Source organism: Streptomyces sp. NPDC088246, assembly GCF_044741025.1.
In the GTDB taxonomy this organism is placed as follows: domain Bacteria; phylum Actinomycetota; class Actinomycetes; order Streptomycetales; family Streptomycetaceae; genus Streptomyces.
On record NZ_JBIURV010000016.1, the window covers coordinates 120,510 to 140,768 of the forward strand.

At 69.7% G+C, this 20,259-nt stretch carries 20 protein-coding genes and 4 pseudogenes; 16 read left to right on the forward strand and 8 right to left on the reverse strand.

The features are described from left to right. Positions 1 to 126 precede the first annotated feature (126 nt). Complete coding sequence (locus ACIPEK_RS22745) at positions 127 to 2,871, forward strand: AAA family ATPase (protein WP_401998912.1); 2,745 nt, start codon at positions 127 to 129, stop codon at positions 2,869 to 2,871. Between the two features lie 75 nt (positions 2,872 to 2,946). On the opposite strand, the gene ACIPEK_RS22750 is transcribed toward ACIPEK_RS22745, so the two are convergent. Further along, the gene (locus tag ACIPEK_RS22750) at positions 2,947 to 3,594 is read right to left on the reverse strand and encodes a hydrolase (RefSeq protein WP_401998915.1); all 648 of its coding nucleotides are present in this window, start codon (positions 3,592 to 3,594) and stop codon (positions 2,947 to 2,949) included. Between the two features lie 1,046 nt (positions 3,595 to 4,640). On the opposite strand from ACIPEK_RS22750, the gene ACIPEK_RS22755 reads away from it, so the two are divergent. Further along, entirely contained in the window at positions 4,641 to 4,946 is a 306-nt protein-coding gene (locus ACIPEK_RS22755) for a hypothetical protein (RefSeq protein WP_401998918.1), read from the forward strand. A 187-nt stretch (positions 4,947 to 5,133) separates the two neighbouring features. Here ACIPEK_RS22755 and ACIPEK_RS22760 read toward each other — a convergent pair whose 3' ends face one another. Beyond that, positions 5,134 to 6,012 (reverse strand): GNAT family N-acetyltransferase, encoded by an 879-nt coding sequence (locus ACIPEK_RS22760; protein ID WP_401998921.1) that lies wholly within the window; start codon positions 6,010 to 6,012, stop codon positions 5,134 to 5,136. A gap of 337 nt (positions 6,013 to 6,349) precedes the next feature. On the opposite strand from ACIPEK_RS22760, the gene ACIPEK_RS22765 reads away from it, so the two are divergent. After that, the gene (locus ACIPEK_RS22765) at positions 6,350 to 6,616 is read left to right on the forward strand and encodes a prolyl oligopeptidase family serine peptidase (protein WP_401998924.1); all 267 of its coding nucleotides are present in this window, start codon (positions 6,350 to 6,352) and stop codon (positions 6,614 to 6,616) included. Between the two features lie 321 nt (positions 6,617 to 6,937). On the opposite strand, the gene ACIPEK_RS22770 is transcribed toward ACIPEK_RS22765, so the two are convergent. Then, on the reverse strand, positions 6,938 to 7,216 hold the full coding sequence (locus ACIPEK_RS22770; RefSeq protein ID WP_401998927.1) for a DoxX family protein: 279 nt from the start codon (positions 7,214 to 7,216) through the stop codon (positions 6,938 to 6,940). On the opposite strand from ACIPEK_RS22770, the pseudogene ACIPEK_RS22775 reads away from it, so the two are divergent. Together ACIPEK_RS22775 and ACIPEK_RS22780 are read left to right on the forward strand one after the other, a co-directional pair. Continuing rightward, positions 7,162 to 7,890 (forward strand): annotated as a pseudogene (locus ACIPEK_RS22775) (LysR family substrate-binding domain-containing protein); the annotation flags it as partial. The gene ACIPEK_RS22770 and the pseudogene ACIPEK_RS22775 sit on opposite strands and share 55 nt — an antisense overlap. Before the next feature lie 101 nt (positions 7,891 to 7,991). Continuing rightward, positions 7,992 to 8,223: pseudogene (locus ACIPEK_RS22780) on the forward strand (IS630 family transposase); the annotation flags it as partial. A gap of 31 nt (positions 8,224 to 8,254) precedes the next feature. Here ACIPEK_RS22780 and ACIPEK_RS22785 read toward each other — a convergent pair. The 3 genes and pseudogenes from ACIPEK_RS22785 to ACIPEK_RS22795 all read right to left on the reverse strand — a co-directional run bounded on the left by ACIPEK_RS22785 (position 8,255) and on the right by ACIPEK_RS22795 (position 10,278). Beyond that, on the reverse strand, positions 8,255 to 8,857 hold the full coding sequence (locus tag ACIPEK_RS22785) for a GNAT family N-acetyltransferase (RefSeq protein WP_401998929.1): 603 nt from the start codon (positions 8,855 to 8,857) through the stop codon (positions 8,255 to 8,257). Between the two features lie 85 nt (positions 8,858 to 8,942). Then, positions 8,943 to 9,806 (reverse strand): annotated as a pseudogene (locus ACIPEK_RS22790) (serine/threonine protein phosphatase); the annotation flags it as partial. Beyond that, on the reverse strand, positions 9,694 to 10,278 hold the full coding sequence (locus ACIPEK_RS22795) for a helix-turn-helix domain-containing protein (RefSeq protein ID WP_401998932.1): 585 nt from the start codon (positions 10,276 to 10,278) through the stop codon (positions 9,694 to 9,696). The pseudogene ACIPEK_RS22790 and the gene ACIPEK_RS22795, both read right to left, overlap by 113 nt. 92 nt (positions 10,279 to 10,370) lie before the next feature. Between ACIPEK_RS22795 and ACIPEK_RS22800 the strand changes: the two genes are divergently transcribed. From ACIPEK_RS22800 to ACIPEK_RS22820, 5 genes are all read left to right on the forward strand, one after another. Next, positions 10,371 to 11,348, forward strand: coding sequence for an NAD(P)/FAD-dependent oxidoreductase (locus ACIPEK_RS22800; protein ID WP_401998935.1), 978 nt, complete (start codon positions 10,371 to 10,373; stop codon positions 11,346 to 11,348). A gap of 454 nt (positions 11,349 to 11,802) precedes the next feature. Continuing rightward, positions 11,803 to 12,522, forward strand: a complete 720-nt coding sequence (locus ACIPEK_RS22805; RefSeq protein WP_401998938.1) for a flavin-containing monooxygenase — start codon at positions 11,803 to 11,805, stop codon at positions 12,520 to 12,522. A gap of 225 nt (positions 12,523 to 12,747) precedes the next feature. Next, positions 12,748 to 13,758, forward strand: a complete 1,011-nt coding sequence (locus ACIPEK_RS22810; RefSeq protein ID WP_401998941.1) for an NAD(P)/FAD-dependent oxidoreductase — start codon at positions 12,748 to 12,750, stop codon at positions 13,756 to 13,758. 97 nt (positions 13,759 to 13,855) lie between these two features. Next, positions 13,856 to 14,197 carry a thioredoxin family protein gene (locus ACIPEK_RS22815; protein WP_401998944.1) on the forward strand — a complete coding sequence of 114 codons (342 nt, stop codon included), beginning with the start codon at positions 13,856 to 13,858 and terminating at the stop codon, positions 14,195 to 14,197. 86 nt (positions 14,198 to 14,283) lie between these two features. Next, positions 14,284 to 15,171: a class I SAM-dependent methyltransferase gene (locus tag ACIPEK_RS22820; protein WP_401998947.1), complete on the forward strand. Its 888-nt coding sequence runs from the start codon at positions 14,284 to 14,286 to the stop codon at positions 15,169 to 15,171. A 178-nt stretch (positions 15,172 to 15,349) separates the two neighbouring features. Here ACIPEK_RS22820 and ACIPEK_RS22825 read toward each other — a convergent pair whose 3' ends face one another. Continuing rightward, positions 15,350 to 15,949, reverse strand: a complete 600-nt coding sequence (locus ACIPEK_RS22825) for a hypothetical protein (protein ID WP_401998950.1) — start codon at positions 15,947 to 15,949, stop codon at positions 15,350 to 15,352. Positions 15,950 to 16,083: 134 nt separating this feature from the next. On the opposite strand from ACIPEK_RS22825, the pseudogene ACIPEK_RS22830 reads away from it, so the two are divergent. The 6 genes and pseudogenes from ACIPEK_RS22830 to ACIPEK_RS22855 form a co-directional block, all read left to right on the forward strand. Further along, a pseudogene (locus ACIPEK_RS22830) lies at positions 16,084 to 16,650 on the forward strand (peptidase dimerization domain-containing protein); the annotation flags it as partial. Positions 16,651 to 16,717: 67 nt separating this feature from the next. Continuing rightward, a complete protein-coding gene (locus ACIPEK_RS22835; RefSeq protein WP_401999104.1) occupies positions 16,718 to 16,888 on the forward strand; it encodes a hypothetical protein in 171 nt (56 codons plus the stop codon). Positions 16,889 to 16,972: 84 nt separating this feature from the next. Continuing rightward, on the forward strand, positions 16,973 to 18,019 hold the full coding sequence (locus ACIPEK_RS22840) for a hypothetical protein (protein ID WP_401999107.1): 1,047 nt from the start codon (positions 16,973 to 16,975) through the stop codon (positions 18,017 to 18,019). Positions 18,020 to 18,555: 536 nt separating this feature from the next. Then, positions 18,556 to 19,017: an SRPBCC domain-containing protein gene (locus tag ACIPEK_RS22845; RefSeq protein ID WP_401998953.1), complete on the forward strand. Its 462-nt coding sequence runs from the start codon at positions 18,556 to 18,558 to the stop codon at positions 19,015 to 19,017. A gap of 2 nt (positions 19,018 to 19,019) precedes the next feature. Continuing rightward, positions 19,020 to 19,376: an ArsR/SmtB family transcription factor gene (locus ACIPEK_RS22850; RefSeq protein WP_401998956.1), complete on the forward strand. Its 357-nt coding sequence runs from the start codon at positions 19,020 to 19,022 to the stop codon at positions 19,374 to 19,376. A 14-nt stretch (positions 19,377 to 19,390) separates the two neighbouring features. After that, positions 19,391 to 19,834: an SRPBCC domain-containing protein gene (locus ACIPEK_RS22855; RefSeq protein WP_401998959.1), complete on the forward strand. Its 444-nt coding sequence runs from the start codon at positions 19,391 to 19,393 to the stop codon at positions 19,832 to 19,834. Between the two features lie 78 nt (positions 19,835 to 19,912). On the opposite strand, the gene ACIPEK_RS22860 is transcribed toward ACIPEK_RS22855, so the two are convergent. Continuing rightward, positions 19,913 to 20,239: a hypothetical protein gene (locus tag ACIPEK_RS22860; RefSeq protein WP_401998961.1), complete on the reverse strand. Its 327-nt coding sequence runs from the start codon at positions 20,237 to 20,239 to the stop codon at positions 19,913 to 19,915. Between the last annotated feature and the right edge of the window lie 20 nt (positions 20,240 to 20,259).

The window sequence follows — 20,259 nt, forward strand, 5'->3', positions numbered from 1 at the left end:
CAGAACCCACCTAGACGGCCGACACCGCGGCACACCGGCGAGTGCCGGCACCTGGGGCGAGAGGACGTGCACACCGCCGGTGGCGACGCCGGTCGACATCGACGTGTGCACCGAACGGGCCCTCTGATGCGGGGATCCCGCCCGGGAATCGAACATCCCGGCCTCCTCGGCCGGCGAAGCGAGTCGGACGTGTTGGATCGGCTGCTCGACGGCATCCGGTCCCGGCGTGGCGGCGCCTTGGTGGTGCGGGGAGAGCCGGGCATCGGGAAGACCGCGCTCATCGAGCATGCCCCGGCGGCACCAGGCCTGAAGGTGCTGCGCGCCGTCGGCGCCGAATTCGAGTCGGAACTCGCGTTCGCCGCACTCCACCAGCTCTGCAAGCCGACTCTGCGCTGGCAGGAACGGCTGCCCGCGCCGCAACGCGAGGCACTCGACGGGGCGTTCGGGCGGTCCGCGGACGGCGTGCCCAACCGCTTCCACGTGGGCTTGGCGGTCCTCAACCTCCTCTCCGAGGCCGCGGCCGAGCAGCCTGTGCTGTGCGTCATCGACGACGCGCATTGGCTCGACCAGGCATCCGCGCAGGCCTTGGCCTTCGTCGCGCGCCGGCTCCAGGCCGAACCCGTGGCGCTGCTTTTCGCCGAGCGCGATGCGAGCGAACGCCACGAACTGGCGTGCCTGCCTGAACTGAAGCTTCGCGGCCTGGCCGACGAGGACGCCCGCCGGCTCCTCGCGTCGCAGATCCACGCGCCTCTCGACGGTGCCGTACGCGACCGCATCATCGCCGAGGCGCGCGGCAATCCGCTCGCCCTCCTCGAACTGCCACACAGTGCGGACCTCGCGGGCGGGTTCGCTCTGCCCGCGGCGTCGCCCACCTCAGGGAAGGTCGAGGCGAGCTACCGGGCGAGACTGGCCGAACTCCCCGTCGAGACACGGACCCTGCTGTTGATCGCGGCAGCCGAGCCGACCGGCTGCCCGATCCTCCTGGGCGCGGCGGCGGAGCAACTCGGCGTCCCCGACGACGCGGTGACGCGCGCAGAGGAGTCCGGCCTGGTGGCCATCGGCGGCCGGGTACGGTTCCGCCACCCGCTGGTGCGTTCGACCGTCTACCGGTCCGCTGCCCTCGACGAGCGCCGCGCGGTCCACCGCGCATTGGCCGAGGCTGTTGCGGACACGGAGCCCGACCGCAAGGCGTGGCACCACTCACAGGCTGCATGCAAGCCGGACGAGGACCTCGCTGCGGCGCTGGAACGTTCGGCCGGCCGGGCCCGGGCCCGCGGCGGCGTCGCCGCCGCAGCGGCCTTCCTGGAGAAGGCCGCGAATCTGACGCCGGATCCCGCTCGCCGCGCCGTACGAGCCGTCGTCGCCGCGCGCGCCAAGCGCGACAGCGGCGCCGCGGACTCCGCATTGTCCCTGCTGTCCATGGCGGAAGCCGGACCGCTCGAAGACCTCCAGCGTGCCACGGTGGCCATGCTGCGCGCACGGATGGCGTTCGACAGGAACCGGGACGATGCTGCGGTCGAGAAGCTGTTGCGGGCAGCCCGGCTCATTGCACCGCTCGACACCTTTTCGGCCCGCGAGACATTCCTCGAGGCCTTCGCCGCAGCGGTGTTCGTCGGCCGTTTCACCACCGCCGGCCGCATGCTCGACATCGCCGAGACCTCCCATGCCATGAGCCCCACACCGCCGGAGCCGCGCCCGCTCGACCAGCTGCTCGATGGATTGACCACCCAGGTCAGGCACGGGTACACGGCGGCGGTGCCGGAACTACGGCAGGCCGTGGACGTCTACCGGGGCGGTGCGGGACGCGACGCGTACGAGGTGGGCCAGTTATGGGTGGCCTGCGGTCCCGCGATGGACCTGTGGGACGACGCGGCATGGCGGGAGCTGGCCGCCCGCCAGCTCGAGCTTGTGCGTGGCGCGGGCATGCTCGCCGAACTGCCCGTGGCCTTGAGCTACCGCGCCCTCGCACACGTCCACGCGGGCGAGTTCGCCGACGCCGCCGCGCTGGTCGACGAGGCGCACGCGATCGCGGCGGAAGTCGGCACCCCGGCCATGCTCCACGTCGACGTCACCGTGGCCGCGTGGCGCGGCGACGAGGAACGCACCACCCGGCTCGCCCACATCGCCACCCGCGACGCCAACGCGCGCGGCGAGGGACGGCTCCTCAGCGCCACGGAGTACGCCCGGACCGTACTGCTCAACGGCCTGGGCCGCTACGACGCCGCCCTCTCGGCGTGCCTGGAGGCCGGTGATCTCGACGAGATCAGCTTCCACGCCTGGATACCCGTGGAGTTCATCGAGGCGGCGACGCGCGCCGGACGTCCCGATCTCGCGGAGCCCGTCATGAAGCTCCTGTCCGAGCGCGCTGCCGCGAGTGGCTCCGAGTGGGCGCTCGGGACCGAGCTGCGCTCGCGGGCCCTGCTCGCCGAGGGGCCGGCCGCCGAGAAGCTGTACCGGGAGGGGATCGAGCGTCTCGCCCGAAGCGACGGCGCCCCCCACGTCGCGCGCGCCCGACTGGTGTACGGCGAATGGCTGCGCCGCGAGGGCCGGCGGTCCGAGGCGCGGGTGGAGTTGCAGGCGGCGTACGAGCAGTTGTCCATGCTCGGGGCGGCGGCGTTCGCGGGACGGGCCGCCCGAGAGCTCGCCGCGACCGGCGCCCGCGCGCGGAAACGGGTCGGCGACGCGCCTGCCCGTCTCACCGCGCAGGAGTTCCAGATCGCCCGGCTGGTCGCCACGGGCGCGACGTCGAAGGAGGTGGGCACACAACTGTTCCTGAGTCCGCGCACCATCGACGCCCACCTGCGGAACATCTTCCGCAAGCTCGGCATCACCTCGCGCCGCCAACTGCGCGATCTGCCGCTGACGACCTGACCGCGTGACCGCTGCGGGAGGGGTGGGCTCGGTGGGCGGGGTCGAGCTGCCACCCACCCGCCCACGTGCGGATTGTCAGTCCTGACCGAGGAGCTGAAGCTCCCAGGCCAGGCTGGTGCCGAAGCTGCCGCCGTGGTCGAACATGATCTGGCTCATGCCGGGGACGGTCGCCTCGCGCGCCCAGTCGCGCTGCCATTCCGAGATGACGGTCCCGGCAGTCATCGGGATGACGCCCGCCTGGATCATGCGCTGGACTCCGCGCTCGTGCGCCTCGACCGTCGTCGCGCCGGACGCGTCCGTCACCGCGTAGACCCGGTAGCCGTCGGCCATGGCGTGGATCGCCGGGAACGCGAGGCAGATGTCCGTCCACAGGCCGGCTATGACGAGATCCTTGCGGCCGGTGGCGGCGACGGCGTCGACCACCCGCTGGTCCTCCCAGGTGTTGATCGTGGTGCGGTCGATCGGCCTTTGGTCGGGGAACACGTCCTGGATCTGCCGGATGATCCGGCCGCCGCGGTCCTCGACGACCGTGCTGAGGATCGTCGGTACGTCGAACAGCTTGGCGCCCTTCGCCAGAGCGGTCACGTTGTTGACCACGAGGTTGGGATCCATGCTGTGCATCCCGGCGAACTGCGCGCCCTGGTGGTCGATCAGCAGGAGGACCGACCTTTCGGGAGCGAGCAGTGCGTCCAGGCCGGTGTAGGTGACGCCGTTGGCTGCCATGTATGAGTCTCCGGTATCGCTGGTTCCCCGAGGGGCCGATCGGCCCTCGCCGACCGAAGCTCCCATCGCGGAGCGCGGCCTCGCATCGGCGATGGCTACTTAGACTCGTGTTACGTACTCGCCCTGGTCCGGCGCGCCCTGGATTCCGCCGCGGCTGGAACTCCTGCTCGTTCCAGACACCTTTGGTTTCCAGGTCGTCACAGGGGTCCGCGCATGTGTAACGGCGCTTGCTGCAGCGGGTGGCCACCGAGGACGTACGCGCGGACCGCTTCCACGTAGTCCGACTTACCAGACGACTGGGCCGGCCTGGTCGAAGAAGCCGCCGCTCGGGCCGTGAGCTCCGATGGAGGCCATGCTGCCGGTCCGCTTCGCGGCCTTGTCGCCCGCGTTCGGGATGGTCCGGCGTGACGGCGAGGACGGTGACGATGCCGATGAGCGCCACCCCGTCGGCGAGGACCTTCTCGGCGATCTCCCGTCGCGTGATCCCGCCCGCGTCGGGAACCACCACCTGGGCGCCGGCCGCGAGGGTCGCGAACATCTCGAACGCGGAGACGTCGAACACCGGGCGGGTGAAGGCGAGCACCCGGTCCGCGCCGGTGATCGCGTACGCATCGTTGATCTCACGGCAGAAGTGGCCGAGGCTGCCGTGGGTCACCTCGGGGAGGGAGGGCGTCGCGCCCGGCGCCGCGAGATCGCGGCTCATCCGGACCACGGGCGTGCCGTGCACAAAGGAGAGCAGGCGGTCAGCGGCGGTGGGAGAGAGCGAGAGGCCGCTCAGATCCCCCTCGGGGTCGGCGAGCCAACTGGTCACCAGAGTGCGGAGGGAGTCGAGGAATGCCTCCAGGGGCCGCTGGTCCAGGGTGCTCCCCTCCCACAAGACGAAGAGGGCCATCTCCACCTGCTGCGATGTCGGGACCAGCCGTCAGGGCCGGGCCGAGGAGAGGGCGAGCGCGGCCGTGTACCCCGGCAGGCGCGGGACGTCTCGCAGGGCCCGGCCCAGGACCTCGGCGGGCTCTGTCAATCCCCTCGGACTGTGGAGATCTTCTATGCGGCCAGCTCCAGGCCGAAGTTGGTCCGGTGGCCTGGAGGCGCCGCAGACCCGGCGCCCGGAACCGGAGGAACTGCGGGCGGAAGTATCCCGGCTGAAGAAGGCGGAGCGCGAGCTTCGCAGGGAACACGCCTCCGAGGTCTGTGAACTCAAGGACACTCTGGCCGCCTACGCCAACCAGATCCAGGTCCTGACCTTGCACAATGCCGAGCTGGAGGCCCACAACGCCCGTCTCTTCGAACGGCTGCTGCACTCTGGGGAGGACATCGCGGTCCTGCCGGCCCCGGGCCGCCCCTCGCCGTGACCGGACGCCTCACCCGCCGGTTCGCACCGCCTTCGCCGGTGTGACTGATGTGTCGTGCGAAGGGCACACGCGCTCACCACAGGGATATACCTGAGTAGGTGTTTTCTTCTTCCCTGCTGTAACCGGTCGCGCGGTGTCGGCGGATCAGCTTCCTGGTGGCAGGCGCGTTTTTGTGTCGGTCGTGTTCTCAACCGGCTTCTGGTGCGTCGTCGGAGAAGTTGTACCCGGCGAAGTCGGTAACCGGTACGTATCCGATGCGCTGGTAGACGGCGTTGCTGGTGGGGTTGGCCGGGCTTGTGAACAGGACGACGTCCGTGGCGCCTGCGGCCAGTGCGGCTCTGCTCACTTCGACCGTCACGGCACCCGCGTAGCCGTGGCCCCGGAGGTGGGCCGGGGTGTAGACGGGGTCCACCCGGATCATGCCGCCGACCATCGCCGTCGAGCCTGCCATGGAGACGGGAGTGCCGTCAGGGGTCTCCCAGAACGTGAAGTGTTTGTCGGCGAAGCGCGAGTCGGCCCAGGAGTCGGCGTCCAGGGAGGGGGTCTCTCCGACGGCAGCTGCGAACTCAGTGCACCAGCGGATGAGGTGCTCGTGGTCCTGTGCGTCTGCGACTCGGCCCTGGCCCTCTGGGCGCGGCTGCGGTGGGGTGAGTGTGCCGAGACGGTAGAGGCGGCCCCGCCAGCTGTGGTCCGGCGTTGCGCCTGTGTGCCGCTGCCATGTCTCGGTGAAAGCGGTGGCGGTGTCGTGGTCCGCGAGGACGCCGGAGAGGGGGTGGCCGAGGTCGGCCAGGTGGGCGGCGAGGGTGTCGGCCTGCTCGGGGGAGAGGGGGGTGAGGGTCAGGCGGTGGGATGGAGGGCGGTAAAAGATGGCGCGGACCTCGCCCCCCGACTCCAGTCGGCCGAAGAGGGTGGCTTCGGCGCCGTATGCGTCCGCCCCGCGTGTTCGCAGTTTCTCGATCATTGTCAGCGGCGTGTTGTGCAGGGCGGGGCGCGAGCGCAGGAAGTCTCCGGCTCGGGTGAGAAAGTCGTCGATGTCTTCGGTGAGGTGCCAGTCATCCGGGCGCATGCTTCATGATCCCTGATGTACTCGACTCGGGGGAGCAGTTGCCCAGAGATGAGGCGTCGCCGCGACTGGTTCAACGTCTGCCAGCCGCGTGAGGTAACTGCTCCTGATTACGCAAGAGTTTTCCTCGTCTACTGGCTGGTCCGCGGGCTCTTGCTGGTGAGGCGGCGGGCGGAGCGGGCCAGACGGGCGGGCACGTTGATCAGATGGGCGCGGATCGTGGCGGTGACGGCTCTCGCGTGGAACGCTCCGGCCAGGGTGCCGGTGGCCCGGGTCAGATTGTGGGCCAGTGCGGCGAGTGCACGGCGGGCCGGTGTGGGCGTTCCGTGACACGTGGTCCATGCACGCTCCCTACGTGCCGCTCCTGGTCTCGCGCGGCTACGCGGTGTTCCACCCCAACACGCGAGGCAGCGGCGGACGCGGACAGAAGTTCGCCGGCGCCGTCGTCGGGGACATGGGCGGCGCCGACGCGCAGGACATCCTGTCGGGCATCGACGCGCTGGTCGTGCAGGGCCTGGCCGACCCGGACCGGACGCCGACCGTGGGCAGCGCGATGGTCGACGGAGCGGTCACCCGGTCGCGCAGTGCGCGGAGTTCGGGGCTGTGATGTGCTGTCCCGCTCACGGGGGATCCCTTCTCGGCGCCGACTGCAGGGAACTGCGCTGTGCGGTCACTGCCTCAACCACACGCAGTCTGTTCAGAATTCGCTCGTTACTGATCCGAACGTATCGACTGAGAGCTGCGCAAGAAACTGATTAAGCACCCACTTCGGGACTGCTGGGCGTACTGACGGGTCCTGGGGGTGGCCCTTTGTCTGTCCGTCCCACTGGCGTTCGTGGGACGGTCGGTTTGCCCGGGGGCGTTCACGAGAACCGGCCCGACCAGCGGACGGCGGCAAGGGAAGGCTTGCCGACCACGAGGAACGTCATCACTGAGTGATGACGAGCCCGAGAGAAGCGATGGCCATCGCGAGGTAGGCACCGGGAAAGGCAATGTTGTGAAACACGCGGGCACGGAAGTGGGCGGCCATGGCACCGGCGAAGAACAGAACGAGGCCGATTGCGGCGGCGGCGCCGATGGCCCGAATATCCAGGAGTCCGACAGCGAGCCCGACGGCCCCAGCAGCTTTCAGCGTGGCGAGCGTCGGGAGCGGGCCAGGCCCTGGTAGCGCGGGTGCCCGCTCTGCTGGCCGACTGGGACCGGGCACTGCGGGAGACGAAGAGCACGGCCGGCCAAGTGGCCCGTGTGCTGCGGGTCGGATTCGTGGCCAGCGCCGCCAACGAAACCACCCAGCAGATCATCGCGATGTTCGCCCGCCGTCGGCCGGGCTGGAGGGTCGACATGCGGCAGGCAGCGTGGTCGAACCCGACCGCCGGACTCGCCGACGGAGATGTCGACGCCGCTCTGCTGAGGCTGCCCTTCCCGGGCCAGGACACTCTGCGAGTGGAGGTGCTGTTCGCCGAGCCTCGCTGGGTCGCGCTCCCCACAGCCCACCCGTTCGCCACGCGCGACCAGATCCCTTTCCGGGATCTGTGGGAGGAGCCGTTTGTGGCAGCCCCACCGGAAACAGGCTGGTGGCGGGAGTACTGGCTGGCTACCGATGAACGCGAGGGCCACCCGGTCCGTATCGGCGCCGTTACCGACCAGCCCGACAAGTGGCTCAGCGCGATCGCCAATGGCTACGGCATCGCTCTCACGCCCGAATCCTCCGCCCGTTTCTACGCCCGCCCCGGCATCACGTACCGGCCCGTCAGCGGCGTCAGCCCCAGCCAGGTCGGCATCGCCTGGGCGCCCGCCGACGACACCAACCTCATCGTCCAAGACTTCGTCCGTTGCTGCCTGGACAGCGAACCACCCAGACCCGGTGGAACGGTCGCCTGATCCGACGCCGCGGCCGGCCCGCCGAGCAGGGCGTCCGGCTCGCGGTCTTTCGCCGGCTCGGTTTCTGCAACCACCGGCGCAGGCACTCCGCGACGCGAGCGACCTACGCCTCGTGGGCGAACCCGATCGAGGCGCAGTTCGGTCCGCTGAGGCAGTACACCATCGCCAACTCCCACCATCCCAACCACACCGTGCAGACCTGGGCCCTGCACGTCTACCTGCGGTGGCGCCCGCCAGCACGATGTCCTGGCCGCCGAACGCAAGGAACGCGCCCGCACCCGCAGTGAGAAAGGCATCCGCTGGGGCGGGCGCCCTCCCAAGGCCGCTGCTTGATCCGACCTGGCGAGCTCATTCGTTCACAGCACTAGCGGGGGTCCTTGCGCATGCACCACGTGCGAGGGCCGTTGTCGGGGAGCAAGATCTCGGCTGTGATCTTGAAGCCGAGGCGCTCGTAGAATTTCACGTTCCGCTCGCTGGAGGTCTCCAGGAACGCCGGGTACCCGGCGCGTGCAGCCGCCTTGATGCCGGGGACGAGCACCGCACTGCCAAGGCCCTGCCCCTGGGCTTCAGGGGCGACTCCCACCGTGTTGAGGAACCACGCCGGCTCTTGCGGCCGGTACGGAGCGACGGCCTGCTCTGCAGACTCATATGCAGCCGCCCGGTCACCGGCGAGGTCGCCGAGCAGCGGGCCGACCTCGGCAAAAGCGGGCGAAGGGTCCTGGTCAGGAGTGGCCCAGACAGCGACAGCGCGGCCCTCGTCAGCAACCCACACGCGCCCGTACACCATTCCGACGCGGGTCAAGCAGAGCTCTTGGAAGCGCCAGATCCGGTCCTCGTGGTCGTCTGCGGCGACCACGTGCCGGGTATAGGGGTAGTCGGCGAAGGCCCGGGCGAGGGTCTCGACAGCGGCGGGGATGTCGACGCCGGTGATGGAGCGTACGGCAGGGGCGTTCTGGTTGTGCGGCATGCCGGTTGAACGACCTTGCCAGGAGGCGAGTTCCCGGGAGCATCTGCGCTCTTCATCGCATCGCGGCAGCATTGGGAGAACAGAGTCGACTGGCTTGGCAGATGTCCGTCGGCCGGGGGAGCGAGGCGGGCAGCATCGTGCGCTGGAGCTCATCGGCGAGATACGTCTCTCGGCCGTGCAGCACGGCCTTGCCGGTGCCCAGCGCGGTGTATGTGGAGAGCTGGGCGGCGACCAGGAGGTCGTCCAGCCGAAAGGCCGGCCGGTCCGGACTGCGCGGGAACACAGGCGCTCCGACAACGTGGCGGCGGCCGCGCAGCGGTGCCGGAATCGCTTGGTGACCGTTCGGAACGCTGCGGATGTCGCCCAGCAGCTCGGGCAGGGCTGCGCGCGCGGTCCCGGAGTCGGCGAAGACGGGCCGCACGCCGCGCAGTACCTCCGCCAGCGCATTGCTGGAACGCACCTCGCACAGCTCGGCCACCGGGGGGCCACCGTCGGCAATCAACGGCAAACCGTCCTTCCGGCGCAGCCGCAGGATGGACGTGACACGGGCCGCTCGTCGCCCATGGGCAGTGGGTCGCGGAGGCAGACGAGGATCGGCGCCCGAGGAGGTGGGCACGGCGGCATGGCAGAGGCCGAGGACGATGCCGCGTGAGATGCGCCGGGTCGCGGCCCCCACGAACCGCATACGGTCCGAGGTGGCCCCCCACCGCGTGTTGTCCGGAGTTGTTCCGGACAACACGCGGTCCGCGGGAAGCGGGGCCTTTGGCCGACGCCCTGACCGGAGCTCCGAACCCCGACCTGAGCATGCCGTATGGCCGTCCGGCGGGACATGGCGTTCAGCGGGAGCGGGGTTCGGCGCGGACGTGTACGCGCTCGCCCTGGCCGCCGAAGAGGTTGAGGACCTCGACGGCCGAGTCGCCGACGGGGCCGAACCAGTGTGGCAGGCGGGTGTCGAACTCGGCGGCCTCGCCCGGCTCCAGCACCAGGTCTTGGTCGCCCAGGATGAGCCGTACACGTCCGGACAGGACGTACAGCCACTCGTACCCCTCATGCGTGCACGGCTCGGGCCGGTTCTGGGTGGCCGGGATGACCGACTTCCATGCTTGCAAGGGGCCCGGCCGGTTGGTCAGCGGAATCAGGGTCCGGCCGTTGCGCACGCGTGGTCTGCTGTGGATCCGGGGGTCGCCGACCTCGGGCGCCCCGACCAGCTCGTCCAGCGGCAGCTGGTGGGCCTGCGCGATCGGCAGCAGCATTTCGAGGCTCGCGCGGCGCTGGCCGGATTCCAGCCTCGAAAGTGTGCTCGTGGAGATCCCCGTGGCCTCGGCCAGTGCGGACAGGGTCACGCCACGCTGCGTACGGATGCGTCGGAGCCGCGCGCCGACCTGTGCCAGCGTGGTGGCGATGGGGGATTGCTCGTCCATGAGTCCCATTCAATCCAATCCTTCCCGGAAATGGCAAAAGGATTTGCCCGCAGCGCAAAGCTGGAGCACTTTGGGGACCGGAGGTGATCGCCATGATGAAGGCGACGGTGAACATGCAGAACGGCGGCGTGGTGCCGGCCGGCGACGAGGTCTATGACGTGGTGGTGATCGGCGCCGGAGCAGCCGGCCTGAGCGCAGCGCTCCTTCTGGCCCGGGCCCGTCGCCGGGTTGCGGTGGTGGATGCGGGAGAGCCGCGCAACGCCCCCGCCGCGCACATGCACGGCTACCTGTCCCGTGACGGCCTGCCGCCCGCGACCCTGCTCGACCTGGGCCGTGCCGAGATCGCCCACTACGGAGTCGACGTCATCCGGGGCCGGGTGGAGCACGTCGAGCCCGGTTACGACGTGCGTCTCGAGGGAGGCCCCGTACTCAAGGCCCGTCGCCTCCTGGTCGCCACCGGGCTGCGCGACGAGCTGCCCGACCTCCCCGGCGTCCGGGAGCGCTGGGGCAAGGACCTTCTCCACTGCCCCTACTGTCATGCCTACGAGGTCCGTGACCAGCCCCTCGCCGTCCTCGGCACACACCCGGGTGCTGTGCACCAGGCCCTGCTGCTGCACCAGTGGAGCAAGGACATCGTCTTCCTCACGCACGCTCTCGAACTCTCCCCGCAGGAGCGGGAACAACTGGAGGCGTTCGGCGTGAACATCGTGGAAGGCAGGGCGGTGCGGCTCGTCGTCGACGACGACCGACTGCGCGGCGTCGAGCTCACCGACGGCCGAGTGATCCCCCGCACCGCGGCCTTCCTCTTTCCCTACCCGGCCTCGCGCGACGACCTGTTGACCCTGCTCGGCTGTGCCAAGGATGACAACGGCTGGGTCGTGACGGACCGCACCGGTCGCACCAGCGTGCCCGGGGTATGGGCAGCCGGCAACGTCGTCGATCCCCGCGCCCAGGTGATCGCCGCCGCCGGCATGGGCTCAAGCGCCGCGTTCGCCATCAACGCCGACCTGCTCCACGAGGACGTGGAACATGCCGTCGCACAGCACCGCGCCGTGGTTGCCCTGACGTGACCACCCTTCAGGGCAGGAGCGATGTCGGCTTGGGCGCTCGAAGAGCCCTGCGCAGGGTCAGGGCGTCCAGCCATTCGAACAGACCTACTCCTGTGCCCGGTTGGTGATCTCGGCGATCGATCGGATCGCTCTTGGTGTCGGCGTACTCGTTCACGTCGTCCCACTCGTGCTCGGCGGTTGCCTCGGGGAGGACTCCCGCTCTCTGCGTTGGGCGGGGCGGGCTGCTTCTGGATCAGCGATCAGGGGGAAGGTTCACCGGACAGGTTGGGCACGTGGTGGGTCCGCCGAGCGCAGGCATCCTCATCAACCCACTCCTCTCTCATTCGTTACGATCGGATATGATGTGATCGATTAGAAAGTGAGCGATCCTTGATGAAGGAGGATCACGACCGAACTGCAGCTCACGGACTCGGCTCCGCATGCGCCAGGGGTGGTGCCGCAGGCTCATGGCACCGTGCAGGGTGACCCCCTGCGCGGACGCCACGTATCCGTCGTCATCGTCGGCGCGGGATTCTCGGGGCTTGGTACGGCCGTCCGGCTGCTGCAGGAGGGTCACCGGGATGTGCTGATACCGGAACGGGCCGACGAGGTCGGTGGAACCTGGCGGGACAACACCTATCCCGGGTGTGCCTGCGGCGTGCCCTCGCGCCTGTACTCGTTCTCGTTCGCGCTCAACCCGGCGTGGAGCCGGCGCTTCGCCTCGCAGGAGGAAATCGAGCAGTGTCTGCGGCGCTGTGTCGGCGCGTACGACCTGATGCCGCGTCTGCGGCTCGGCTGCGAACTGCAACGCGCAGCCTGGGATCCGGAGCGGCAATGCTGGGACCTGCGAACCAGTACGGGACCGCTCAGCGCGAAGCTGCTGGTGCTGGCTCAAGGCCCGCTGTCGCAACCGTCCGTTCCCTCGTTGCCCGGCTTGGGCGACTTCACCGGCGAGACGTTCCACTCCGCCCGGTGGGGGCACGACTTGGACCTGGGGGCCAAGCGAGTGGGAGTGATCGGGACCGGGGCGAGCGCCATCCGGTTCGTCCCTCATTGGCAGCGCGCGGCCCGGCAGGTGACCGACTTTCAGCACACGCCGCCCTGGATCGCATCGCGCCGGACGCGGTGTTCGCCGCGCCCACCGACGCAGGCAAGGCCGGAGATGCCTACGCCGGGCATCCGGTGGACGTGCTGATCTCCGGAACCGGGGTGCGCCAAGCGAGGTTGGCTCGCGCGTGCGTGCTGTGGCTATGAAGGCCATGGCTTCCCGGTCGCGCGGTACGGATGCGGCCGCTGCTCGCCCCGGGTTCTCCTCGGATCGCTGCGGACGGTGCCCCGAGATGGCGGTACTTGCGAAAGTGGCAAGTTTATTTGCTGATACCCGGATTGGGGGTGCACGCTCGGGGCGGAGGTGATCGCCATGAGCGATACGACGAACGATTTGCAGAACGCCCCTGCTGACGATGGCGTGTACGACGTGGTGGTTGTGGGTGCGGGCGCGGCAGGGCTGAGTACCGCCCTGGTCCTGGCCCGGGCCCGTCGCCGGGTTGCGGTGGTGGATGTGGGGGAGCCGCGCAACGCTCCCGCCACGCATATGCACGGCTTCCTGTCCCGGGACGGGATGCCTGCGGCCGACCTGCTGGCGGTGGGTCGGGCCGAGGTCACCGGTTACGGGGTGGACCTGTTTGAGAGCCGTGTGGATCAGATTGACTTTGGCTTCTTCGTCCGGCTGGACGGCGGTGCGGTACTCAGGGCCCGCCGGGTGGTGGTGGCCACCGGACTGCGGGACGAGCTCCCCGCGATCCCGGGCGCACGAGAGCGGTGGGGCAAGGACGTGCTGTTCTGCCCCTACTGCCACGCGTATGAAGTACGCGACCAGCCCATCGGAGTGCTGGGTACCCACGCGGGCGCGGTGCAGCACGCGCTGCTGTTGCGGCAGTGGTCGCACGACGTTGTCTTCTTCGCGCACACCCTGGACCTCGGCGCGGAGGAGCGCGCACAGCTGGCCGCCCGCGGCATCACCGTCGCCGACGGGGCCGTCAAGCGCCTGGTGACGGAAGGCGACCGGCTGCGCGGCGTCGAGCTGGCCGAGGGCCGTGTCTTCCCCCGTTGCGCGGTCTTCCTCTTCCCGCACATGGTGCCCCACGACACCCTGCTCACCGGCCTGGGGTGCGAGCGGGACCAGAACGGTTGGGTGACCACCGACACTGCGGGCCGAACCAGCGTGTTCGGGGTGTGGGCGGTCGGCAATGTATCCGACGCGAAGGCGCTTGTGATCACCGCAGCAGGGCAGGGTGCCGCGGCCGCGTTCGCGCTCAACCACGACCTCGTCGCGGAGGACATCGAGCGTGTCGTGGAGAACAGCAGCCCCTCGTCCCGGGCGCCCCAGCACTTCCCGCAGCCGGCCCCGCAGGCCGCCTTGTCCGACTGACCCCCGGCCGTTTCGCCAGCCGTCTCCCGGTACGTGCCGTCCGGGCCCACCGGGAGCGGCGTGCATACACGAACACACCAACAAGGAGAGTCTCACCATGGCAGGAAAGTCCACCGGTCCCGTGGACAGTGTCACCGAGCAGACATTTCCCGTCCGCGTACTGCAGGCAAAGCGGCCCGTCCTGGTCCAGTTCTGGGCCGCGTGGTGCGGGCCGTGCATCAGGGTCACTCCCATCGTGGAGGAGGTGGCCGCCGAGCATGCGGGCGTCCTGGACGTCGTCAAGATCAACGTTGATGAGGAGCCCGGACTGGCGGACCGGCATGGCGTCTCCTCGATCCCCACTTTCGTGGTCTACGCCGGCGGCACCCTCGCAAAGGCATGGACGGGCGCCGCCCCGAAGCCCCTCCTGGAACGCAACCTCGGCCCCTTCCTTCGCTGAGCTCCGGTGGGCACCACGCACTCGATGCGGCGGGGCCGGGCCGAGTCGGGGTGCCCGCCGTTCGTGCTTCTGGAACTGGAGGACTCATGAACTCACATCACCATCAGGACATCGAGTGGGACGCCTCGGGCGCGCACCGGGAACGCGAAGCCGGCCTGCATGCCCCCGCCCTCACGCAGACCATGGACTGGTTGCGGGATCTGTTGCGGATCAGCGGCGGCGGACATACTCCCGTCCACCGCGTACTGGACATCGGCAGCGGGCCGGGAGTGGTCACGTGCCTGTTGGCGCGTACCTTCCCGGACGCTGAGGTCGTCGCTGTCGACCGGTCGCCCGACATCCTGGAACGGGTCCGTTCACGCGCGGTGGCGCAGGGAATGGCCGACCGCGTCGTCACTCAACTGAGGGTCCTCCCAAGTGAGTTCGACTCGCTGTGTTCCGCGGATCTGATCTGGAGCCGTAATGGCGTCCACCATATTGGGGACCAGGAAGCGGCATTGCACTCCCTTGCCGCCTCCTTGCGCCCCGGCGGACTCCTTGCCGTCGCCGAAAGCGGGCTGCCCCCGCGTTTCCTGCCTCGCGACATCGGCATGGGGCGTCCGGGCTTGCAAGCCCGCCTGGACGCCGCCGCCGAGGACGCCTTCGGCGAGATGCGCGACCAACTGCCCGGATCGGCCGGGACAGTGGAGGACTGGCCGGCCATGCTTGCCCGGGCCGGGCTCATCCCCAGCGGGACACGCAGCTTCTTCACCGATCTCCCGTCTCCCCTCGGGATGTCGGCGCGGGTGTATCTGCACATGCATCTGAGCCGGCTGCGCGATCAGATCGGTGACCGGCTGGATCCGGAGGACCGCGCAACGCTGGAGCGTCTCGTGGACAGCGACACGTGCACGGGGATCCTCGGCCGCCCTGACGCCTTCTATCTCACGGCCACCACTGTCCACACAGCCCGCTCTTGCCGCAGCAGCGTTTAATACTCCAGCGGGATCTTTTTTCTTGGGCTGGGAGTGTTCGTTTGAGGGGTAAGGCAAGGCGTCCACCGCTGGGCCTGCTGAACGGCGTCGTCGAATCCGGTCGGCGCGCCGGCCCGAGGCCGCTGCCGAGCGTGGGAGAGGAGTCCTGGCGCCAGTTCTGCCGCTCGCCGATACGCACTCAAGCGTCGGCGATGCGCCTGACCGCTTCGCCGTAGAGGCGAAAGAGGCGGACATGCTGCTCCTCCGCTGCGCCGACCTTGCTGAGCCGGTCCAGGAGCTTCCAGCACCGTGCGACGAGCCGAAGGGCCTCGTCCTCGACGTAGGGTTCCCATGCGTTGGCGCTGACGTAGAGGCCGCCTTCGACAGGGGCGCCGCCGAGCCGGGTGAGAGCGGTGCGCAGTGCGTCGCGTGCTGTGCGAGTGTCTTCGGGTACAGCGAATGCGACGAGGTGCCAGATGCCGTCCCAGGGGGGCGAGGCCCGCGTCCTGCCGGAAGGCGTGCGTGACGAACTCGACGTCGGGCCCCAGAGCCTGCTCGGTGGCGCTGGTCGCCCGCAGCAGTGCTTTGCGCCCTCTGCCTTCCTGGATGAAGCGCCCTCGGCTACCAGCCGCTTGATACACGGACGCGCCTGCTGGTCGGTCATGCCGAGTAGGGGGGCGCCGCCGTGGAGCTCGTCGGCGTCGATGGTGTGGTCGGTACGGATCAGCGCCTCGACGAACATTCGGGTGGGGACCTGGACGGGTGCTGTCGGCGTGTGGAGCGAATCGGTCTCGGTCACGAAGTGGTGGGCCTTTCTGGTACGTCAAGGGTGTGGTGCATCGTGGTGACCGAGCCGAACCTCAGCAGGTCGCGCAACGGAGGGGTGTGCTCGGTATACAAGGGACGGTGACCGTGCCGCTCATGCAGTGTCCTGGCGCCGGGGGTTCACGTCGGATCGAGGTCGCCACCACCGGCGAACGCGCACACACCGCCCGCGCCTGGATGGGCGTGAACGCGATCCACGAGGCGGGCCCGATCCTGGACGTCCTGCGCGTCTACGTACCGGCCCGCCCCTTGGTGGGCGGCCTGGAGTACCGCGAGGGCCTCAACGCGGTCGGGATCAGCGGCGGCGTCGCTGGAAACGTCCTGCCCGACGAGTGCGTCGTCACGATCAACTACCGATACGCCCCGGACAACACCGAAGCCGAGGCGGAGGCCCTGCTGCGCGCCCTGTTCACCGGATTCCGCGTCACCGTCACCGACAACTCACCCGGCGCGCGCCCCGGTCCGGCCTCCCCGCTGGTCCCCTCATTCGTACGATCGACCGGCGGCGCGGTCCGCGCCAAATTCGGCTGGACAGACGTGGCCAGGTTCAGCGCCCTTGGGATACCCGCCGTCAACTACGGCCCGGGCGACGCCAACCTCGCCCACACCCAAGGCGAGTACGTGGAAACTCCACGCATCCGCGCCTGCGCCGAGCGCCTCCGGGCCTGGCTCACATGGGGGTTCATGAGAGAACCCTCGATCGGGGTGTTCAGGTCCCCGAATCCGATCGAGGGGCTTCGGGTTGCAACGACCGCTGGAAACCGCCCACCGAAACGGCCCCTCGGTCTACGACTCTTTCGAGTGGCCGGCCGAACCGGGGGTCGACGCCTCGTCCCCGCCCCCCCAGCGAATGATCGGGTGGGAGGCCACGTTCACCGAGAACGGCGCCATCAAGTCCGTCAGCGACAGCTGAGGTACAGGGCCCAGCCCCGGGCGACCGGCCGGAGGGACGGCTTCCGCGCTCCGAGTACGATGCGCTCGGACCATCATCGTACAAATGAACGGAAAGGGTGCTCGCACCACCATGTCCGGCCCCCAGAGTCACGAGCCGATCTCGTCAGCTTCCCCCGCATCGCATCGCTGGTGGCAGACGGGCCGCGCACGCGTGGGGGCGGTCGCCGCGGTGCCTCTGGTGGGGCTGCTGAACGACCGGCTGGGCGGGCTGATGCTGCTGGTCACCCTGGTGCTGTTGTGGCGGCGCAATCCATGGCCCAAGGCGGGCCGGGTCGTGGCCACGGTCGTGGCGACGGCGCTGTTCGGGGCGGTGCTCCCGGAGCAGCCGGCCGGCGCCCCGGTACCGGCGGCGGGCGCCGCTGACGCGAAGCCGGCCACGCCCCCGAGCCTCATTCCGAGCCCCTCGCGGACGACGCCCGAGGCGACGATGCCCACGGTGCCCGAGTTCACGGGCGACTCGCTGGACGTGGCCTTCCCCCGGTCGCGGAAGAGGGGCTTCACGGTCACCTACCATGACGCCTCGGACCAGAAGCGGGAGGTGACGGCGCGTTCGCTGTGGAAGGTGTGTTTCCAGGAGCCGGGCGGCAGCCCCGAGGAGCCGACGGTCGACTTCGCCGTCGTACGCCGTGCGGAACCGTGCCCCCGGGGCGAGGGAAAGCCGGTGCCGTGGCAGGTGATGCCCGAGGTGGTGTGGATGACCTGGCGCACGGCCGTCCCAAAGGTGGTGGGCGTGGGCATGCCGGAGAACCGGGTGCACGCCGAGGCGGCGTACAGCAACGACGTGCTGCCCGCCGATGGCGAGTACGACAGCTGGCGGGTGTGCGGGCAGGACCCTGCGAAGGGTGAACCCGTCACGGACGAGGTCCGGTTGGTGACGCTCCTCCTGTCCTCGCCTGGAAACGGCTGCCCAGCCCCGGACCGGGGTAGGGACGCCTACCTGCCGGACCGTGACGGCGACGGGGACCCGGACTACCTCGACCCGTACCCGGGCGACCGGAATCGCACGAGGCTGTTCCCGGACGGACGCCCGAACGGTTCAGGTGGTTCCGGCGGCGGCTGGAGCGTCTGCCGGCACACCCGCTGGTGCTGACATACGGGCCCCCGGTCGGGACCCTCGCCCACGCCACCGGCAAGGGCCGTTTCTACGAGATGCTGTCGCCGATCCGCGGCTCCTTCGAGCTCGAGCACGCTGGGCATCATCTCTTCGAGGGAATCGCCGCCGCCGACGCCCAGCACGCCGCCGCTGAGATGCTGCGGAGCGAGCTCTGGCGGCACGAACGCGCCGCCTACCGCTGTCCGCGCAACCAGGGCCCCGGCACTGGCACATCGGCCGCCCCCGGTGCATCCCCCCGCGGTCCCGCCGGGCCGGTCTTGTGCTTGCCCGCCGTCAGCTCCGCTTCTTTGTCACTCGCGACCGGCAACCGGGCCGTACATCGGGCCCGCCCGGCGGCCGGGCGCCCTGCTCGGCGGGTGGGTCTTGCGAGTGGCGACCCGGTTCGGCTTGGCGCGGGCTCACTCGGAAACCATGGGCAGGAACCGGGTCGCCATTGCGCAACTAACGGTTGCACATGCCTGAGGGGGTGGGCTAGATTGATGTGCAACCAAACGTTGCAGAAGGTGGCAGGCATGGAACTCGGAACGATCGAGCGGGAGATCCACATCGACGCCTCACCCGAGGTCGTCTTCGACGTGGTGAGCAGTCCCGAGCACCTACGCGGGTGGTGGCCGGACGAGGCGGAGTTCCCGGCCGTGCCCGGGGGAGCGGGGCGGATCGGCTTCGGGAACCTCTCGCAGGGCGGCACCTGGGTGCAGTTCACGGTCGTCGACGCCGTGCCGCCGCGGCTCTTCTCTTTCCGGTGGACGCACGACGAGGGGGAGTCGGCCGCCCCGGGCAACTCGAACCTGGTCGTCTTCGAACTCGAGCCCGCCGGGGCAGGGACGCTCCTGCGGATGACCGAGAGCGGCTTCCGGGAGCGCGGCTGGGACGAGGCGAAGGCCGCCGCCAAGTACGCCGAGCACGTCACCGGCTGGGACTTCTACCTGCCGCGGCTGCCGGCCTACGCCGCGAAGGTCGGAGCGGGCGCATAAGCGTGATGGTGGACGACGACCTCTGGTCGGCGGTCGGTGACCCGACCCGGCGCCGGATGCTCGACCTGTTGCTGAGCGAGGGCAGCGGGACGGCGACCAGCCTGAGCGAGCACCTGCCGGTGACCCGTCAGGCGGTGGCGAAGCACCTCGTCGTCCTCGACCGGGTCGGCCTGGTGCACGCCACCACCGCCGGCCGCGAGAAGCAGTTCCGCGTCGATCAGGCCCAGCTCGCCCGCGCCGTCGCCCAACTCGCCGACGTGGGAACTGCCTGGGGCTCCCGTCTCCAGCGCATCAAGCGCATCGCCGAGACGATCCAGCGCGGCAAGGACACGAACAACGAGACCGAGAAGAAGCAGTAGAGAGGAACACGGAGATGGCAGACATCCTTCACCGCATCGGAGTCGAGCAGTCCTCGCCGGAGCAGGTGTACGACGCGCTCACCACCCTGGACGGCTTGTCCGGCTGGTGGACCGAGAAGACGTCGGGGGAGACCGGCCTCGGCGGCGTGATCGAGTTCCGGTTCGGGCCGGGCGGGTTCGACATGAAGGTCGCCGAGCTCGATCCGGGCCGGCTCGTCCGCTGGGACGTCGTGGACGGACCGCAGGAGTGGATCGGCACCAGCGTGCAGTGGGACCTCCGCCAGGACGGCGACTACACGATCGTGTTGTTCAAGCACGAAGGCTGGCGGGAGCCGGTCGAGTTCATGCACCACTGCAGCACCAAGTGGGGCACCTTCCTGATGAGCCTCAAGCAGCTCCTTGAGACCGGGGAAGGAGCCCCCGAGCCGCGCGACGTCAAGATCAGCGACTGGCACTGACCCGGCAACGCTCGCCGAGCCAGCCGTTCGCGCAGGCTTCGCGGATGCGGTTCTTCGCCGGCTGCATCGCCCGCAACTTCAAGCCGCGCTGACGCTCTCCATCGGCACCATGGGTGCCAGGACACCGGTGCTCGCGCCCCGTCCGCCGTGTACATCGGGATCGCGGCACCGGTCCTGCTCCTTGTCGCCCGTCTCCTGCAGGGGGTTCTCCGCGGGCGGGGAGACCGGGGGCGCCGCGGCCTTCCTCGTCGAGCATGCCCCGTCGGACCGGCGGGCCCGGTACGCGGCGTGGCTGCAGGAGTCCATGGGGGTGTGCAACCTCATCGCCGCAGTCGCGGGGGTCACCATCACCACCGTGCTCCCCGAGCCAGCGGTGAACGACTGGGCGTGGCGGCTCCCGTTCATGCTCGGCCTGCTGATCACCC

Bases quoted from the DNA above. Each gene is read 5' to 3' on its own strand.
- ACIPEK_RS22745 (WP_401998912.1), top strand. From the start codon at position 127: ATGCGGGGATCCCGCCCGGGAATCGAACATCCCGGCCTCCTCGGCCGG.
- ACIPEK_RS22750 (WP_401998915.1), bottom strand. From the start codon at position 3,594: ATGGCAGCCAACGGCGTCACCTACACCGGCCTGGACGCACTGCTCGCT.
- ACIPEK_RS22755 (WP_401998918.1), top strand. From the start codon at position 4,641: ATGCGGCCAGCTCCAGGCCGAAGTTGGTCCGGTGGCCTGGAGGCGCCG.
- ACIPEK_RS22760 (WP_401998921.1), bottom strand. From the start codon at position 6,012: ATGCGCCCGGATGACTGGCACCTCACCGAAGACATCGACGACTTTCTC.
- ACIPEK_RS22765 (WP_401998924.1), top strand. From the start codon at position 6,350: ATGCACGCTCCCTACGTGCCGCTCCTGGTCTCGCGCGGCTACGCGGTG.
- ACIPEK_RS22785 (WP_401998929.1), bottom strand. From the start codon at position 8,857: ATGCCGCACAACCAGAACGCCCCTGCCGTACGCTCCATCACCGGCGTC.
- ACIPEK_RS22795 (WP_401998932.1), bottom strand. From the start codon at position 10,278: ATGGACGAGCAATCCCCCATCGCCACCACGCTGGCACAGGTCGGCGCG.
- ACIPEK_RS22800 (WP_401998935.1), top strand. From the start codon at position 10,371: ATGATGAAGGCGACGGTGAACATGCAGAACGGCGGCGTGGTGCCGGCC.
- ACIPEK_RS22810 (WP_401998941.1), top strand. From the start codon at position 12,748: ATGAGCGATACGACGAACGATTTGCAGAACGCCCCTGCTGACGATGGC.
- ACIPEK_RS22815 (WP_401998944.1), top strand. From the start codon at position 13,856: ATGGCAGGAAAGTCCACCGGTCCCGTGGACAGTGTCACCGAGCAGACA.
- ACIPEK_RS22820 (WP_401998947.1), top strand. From the start codon at position 14,284: ATGAACTCACATCACCATCAGGACATCGAGTGGGACGCCTCGGGCGCG.
- ACIPEK_RS22840 (WP_401999107.1), top strand. From the start codon at position 16,973: ATGAACGGAAAGGGTGCTCGCACCACCATGTCCGGCCCCCAGAGTCAC.
- ACIPEK_RS22845 (WP_401998953.1), top strand. From the start codon at position 18,556: ATGGAACTCGGAACGATCGAGCGGGAGATCCACATCGACGCCTCACCC.
- ACIPEK_RS22855 (WP_401998959.1), top strand. From the start codon at position 19,391: ATGGCAGACATCCTTCACCGCATCGGAGTCGAGCAGTCCTCGCCGGAG.
- ACIPEK_RS22860 (WP_401998961.1), bottom strand. From the start codon at position 20,239: ATGAACGGGAGCCGCCACGCCCAGTCGTTCACCGCTGGCTCGGGGAGC.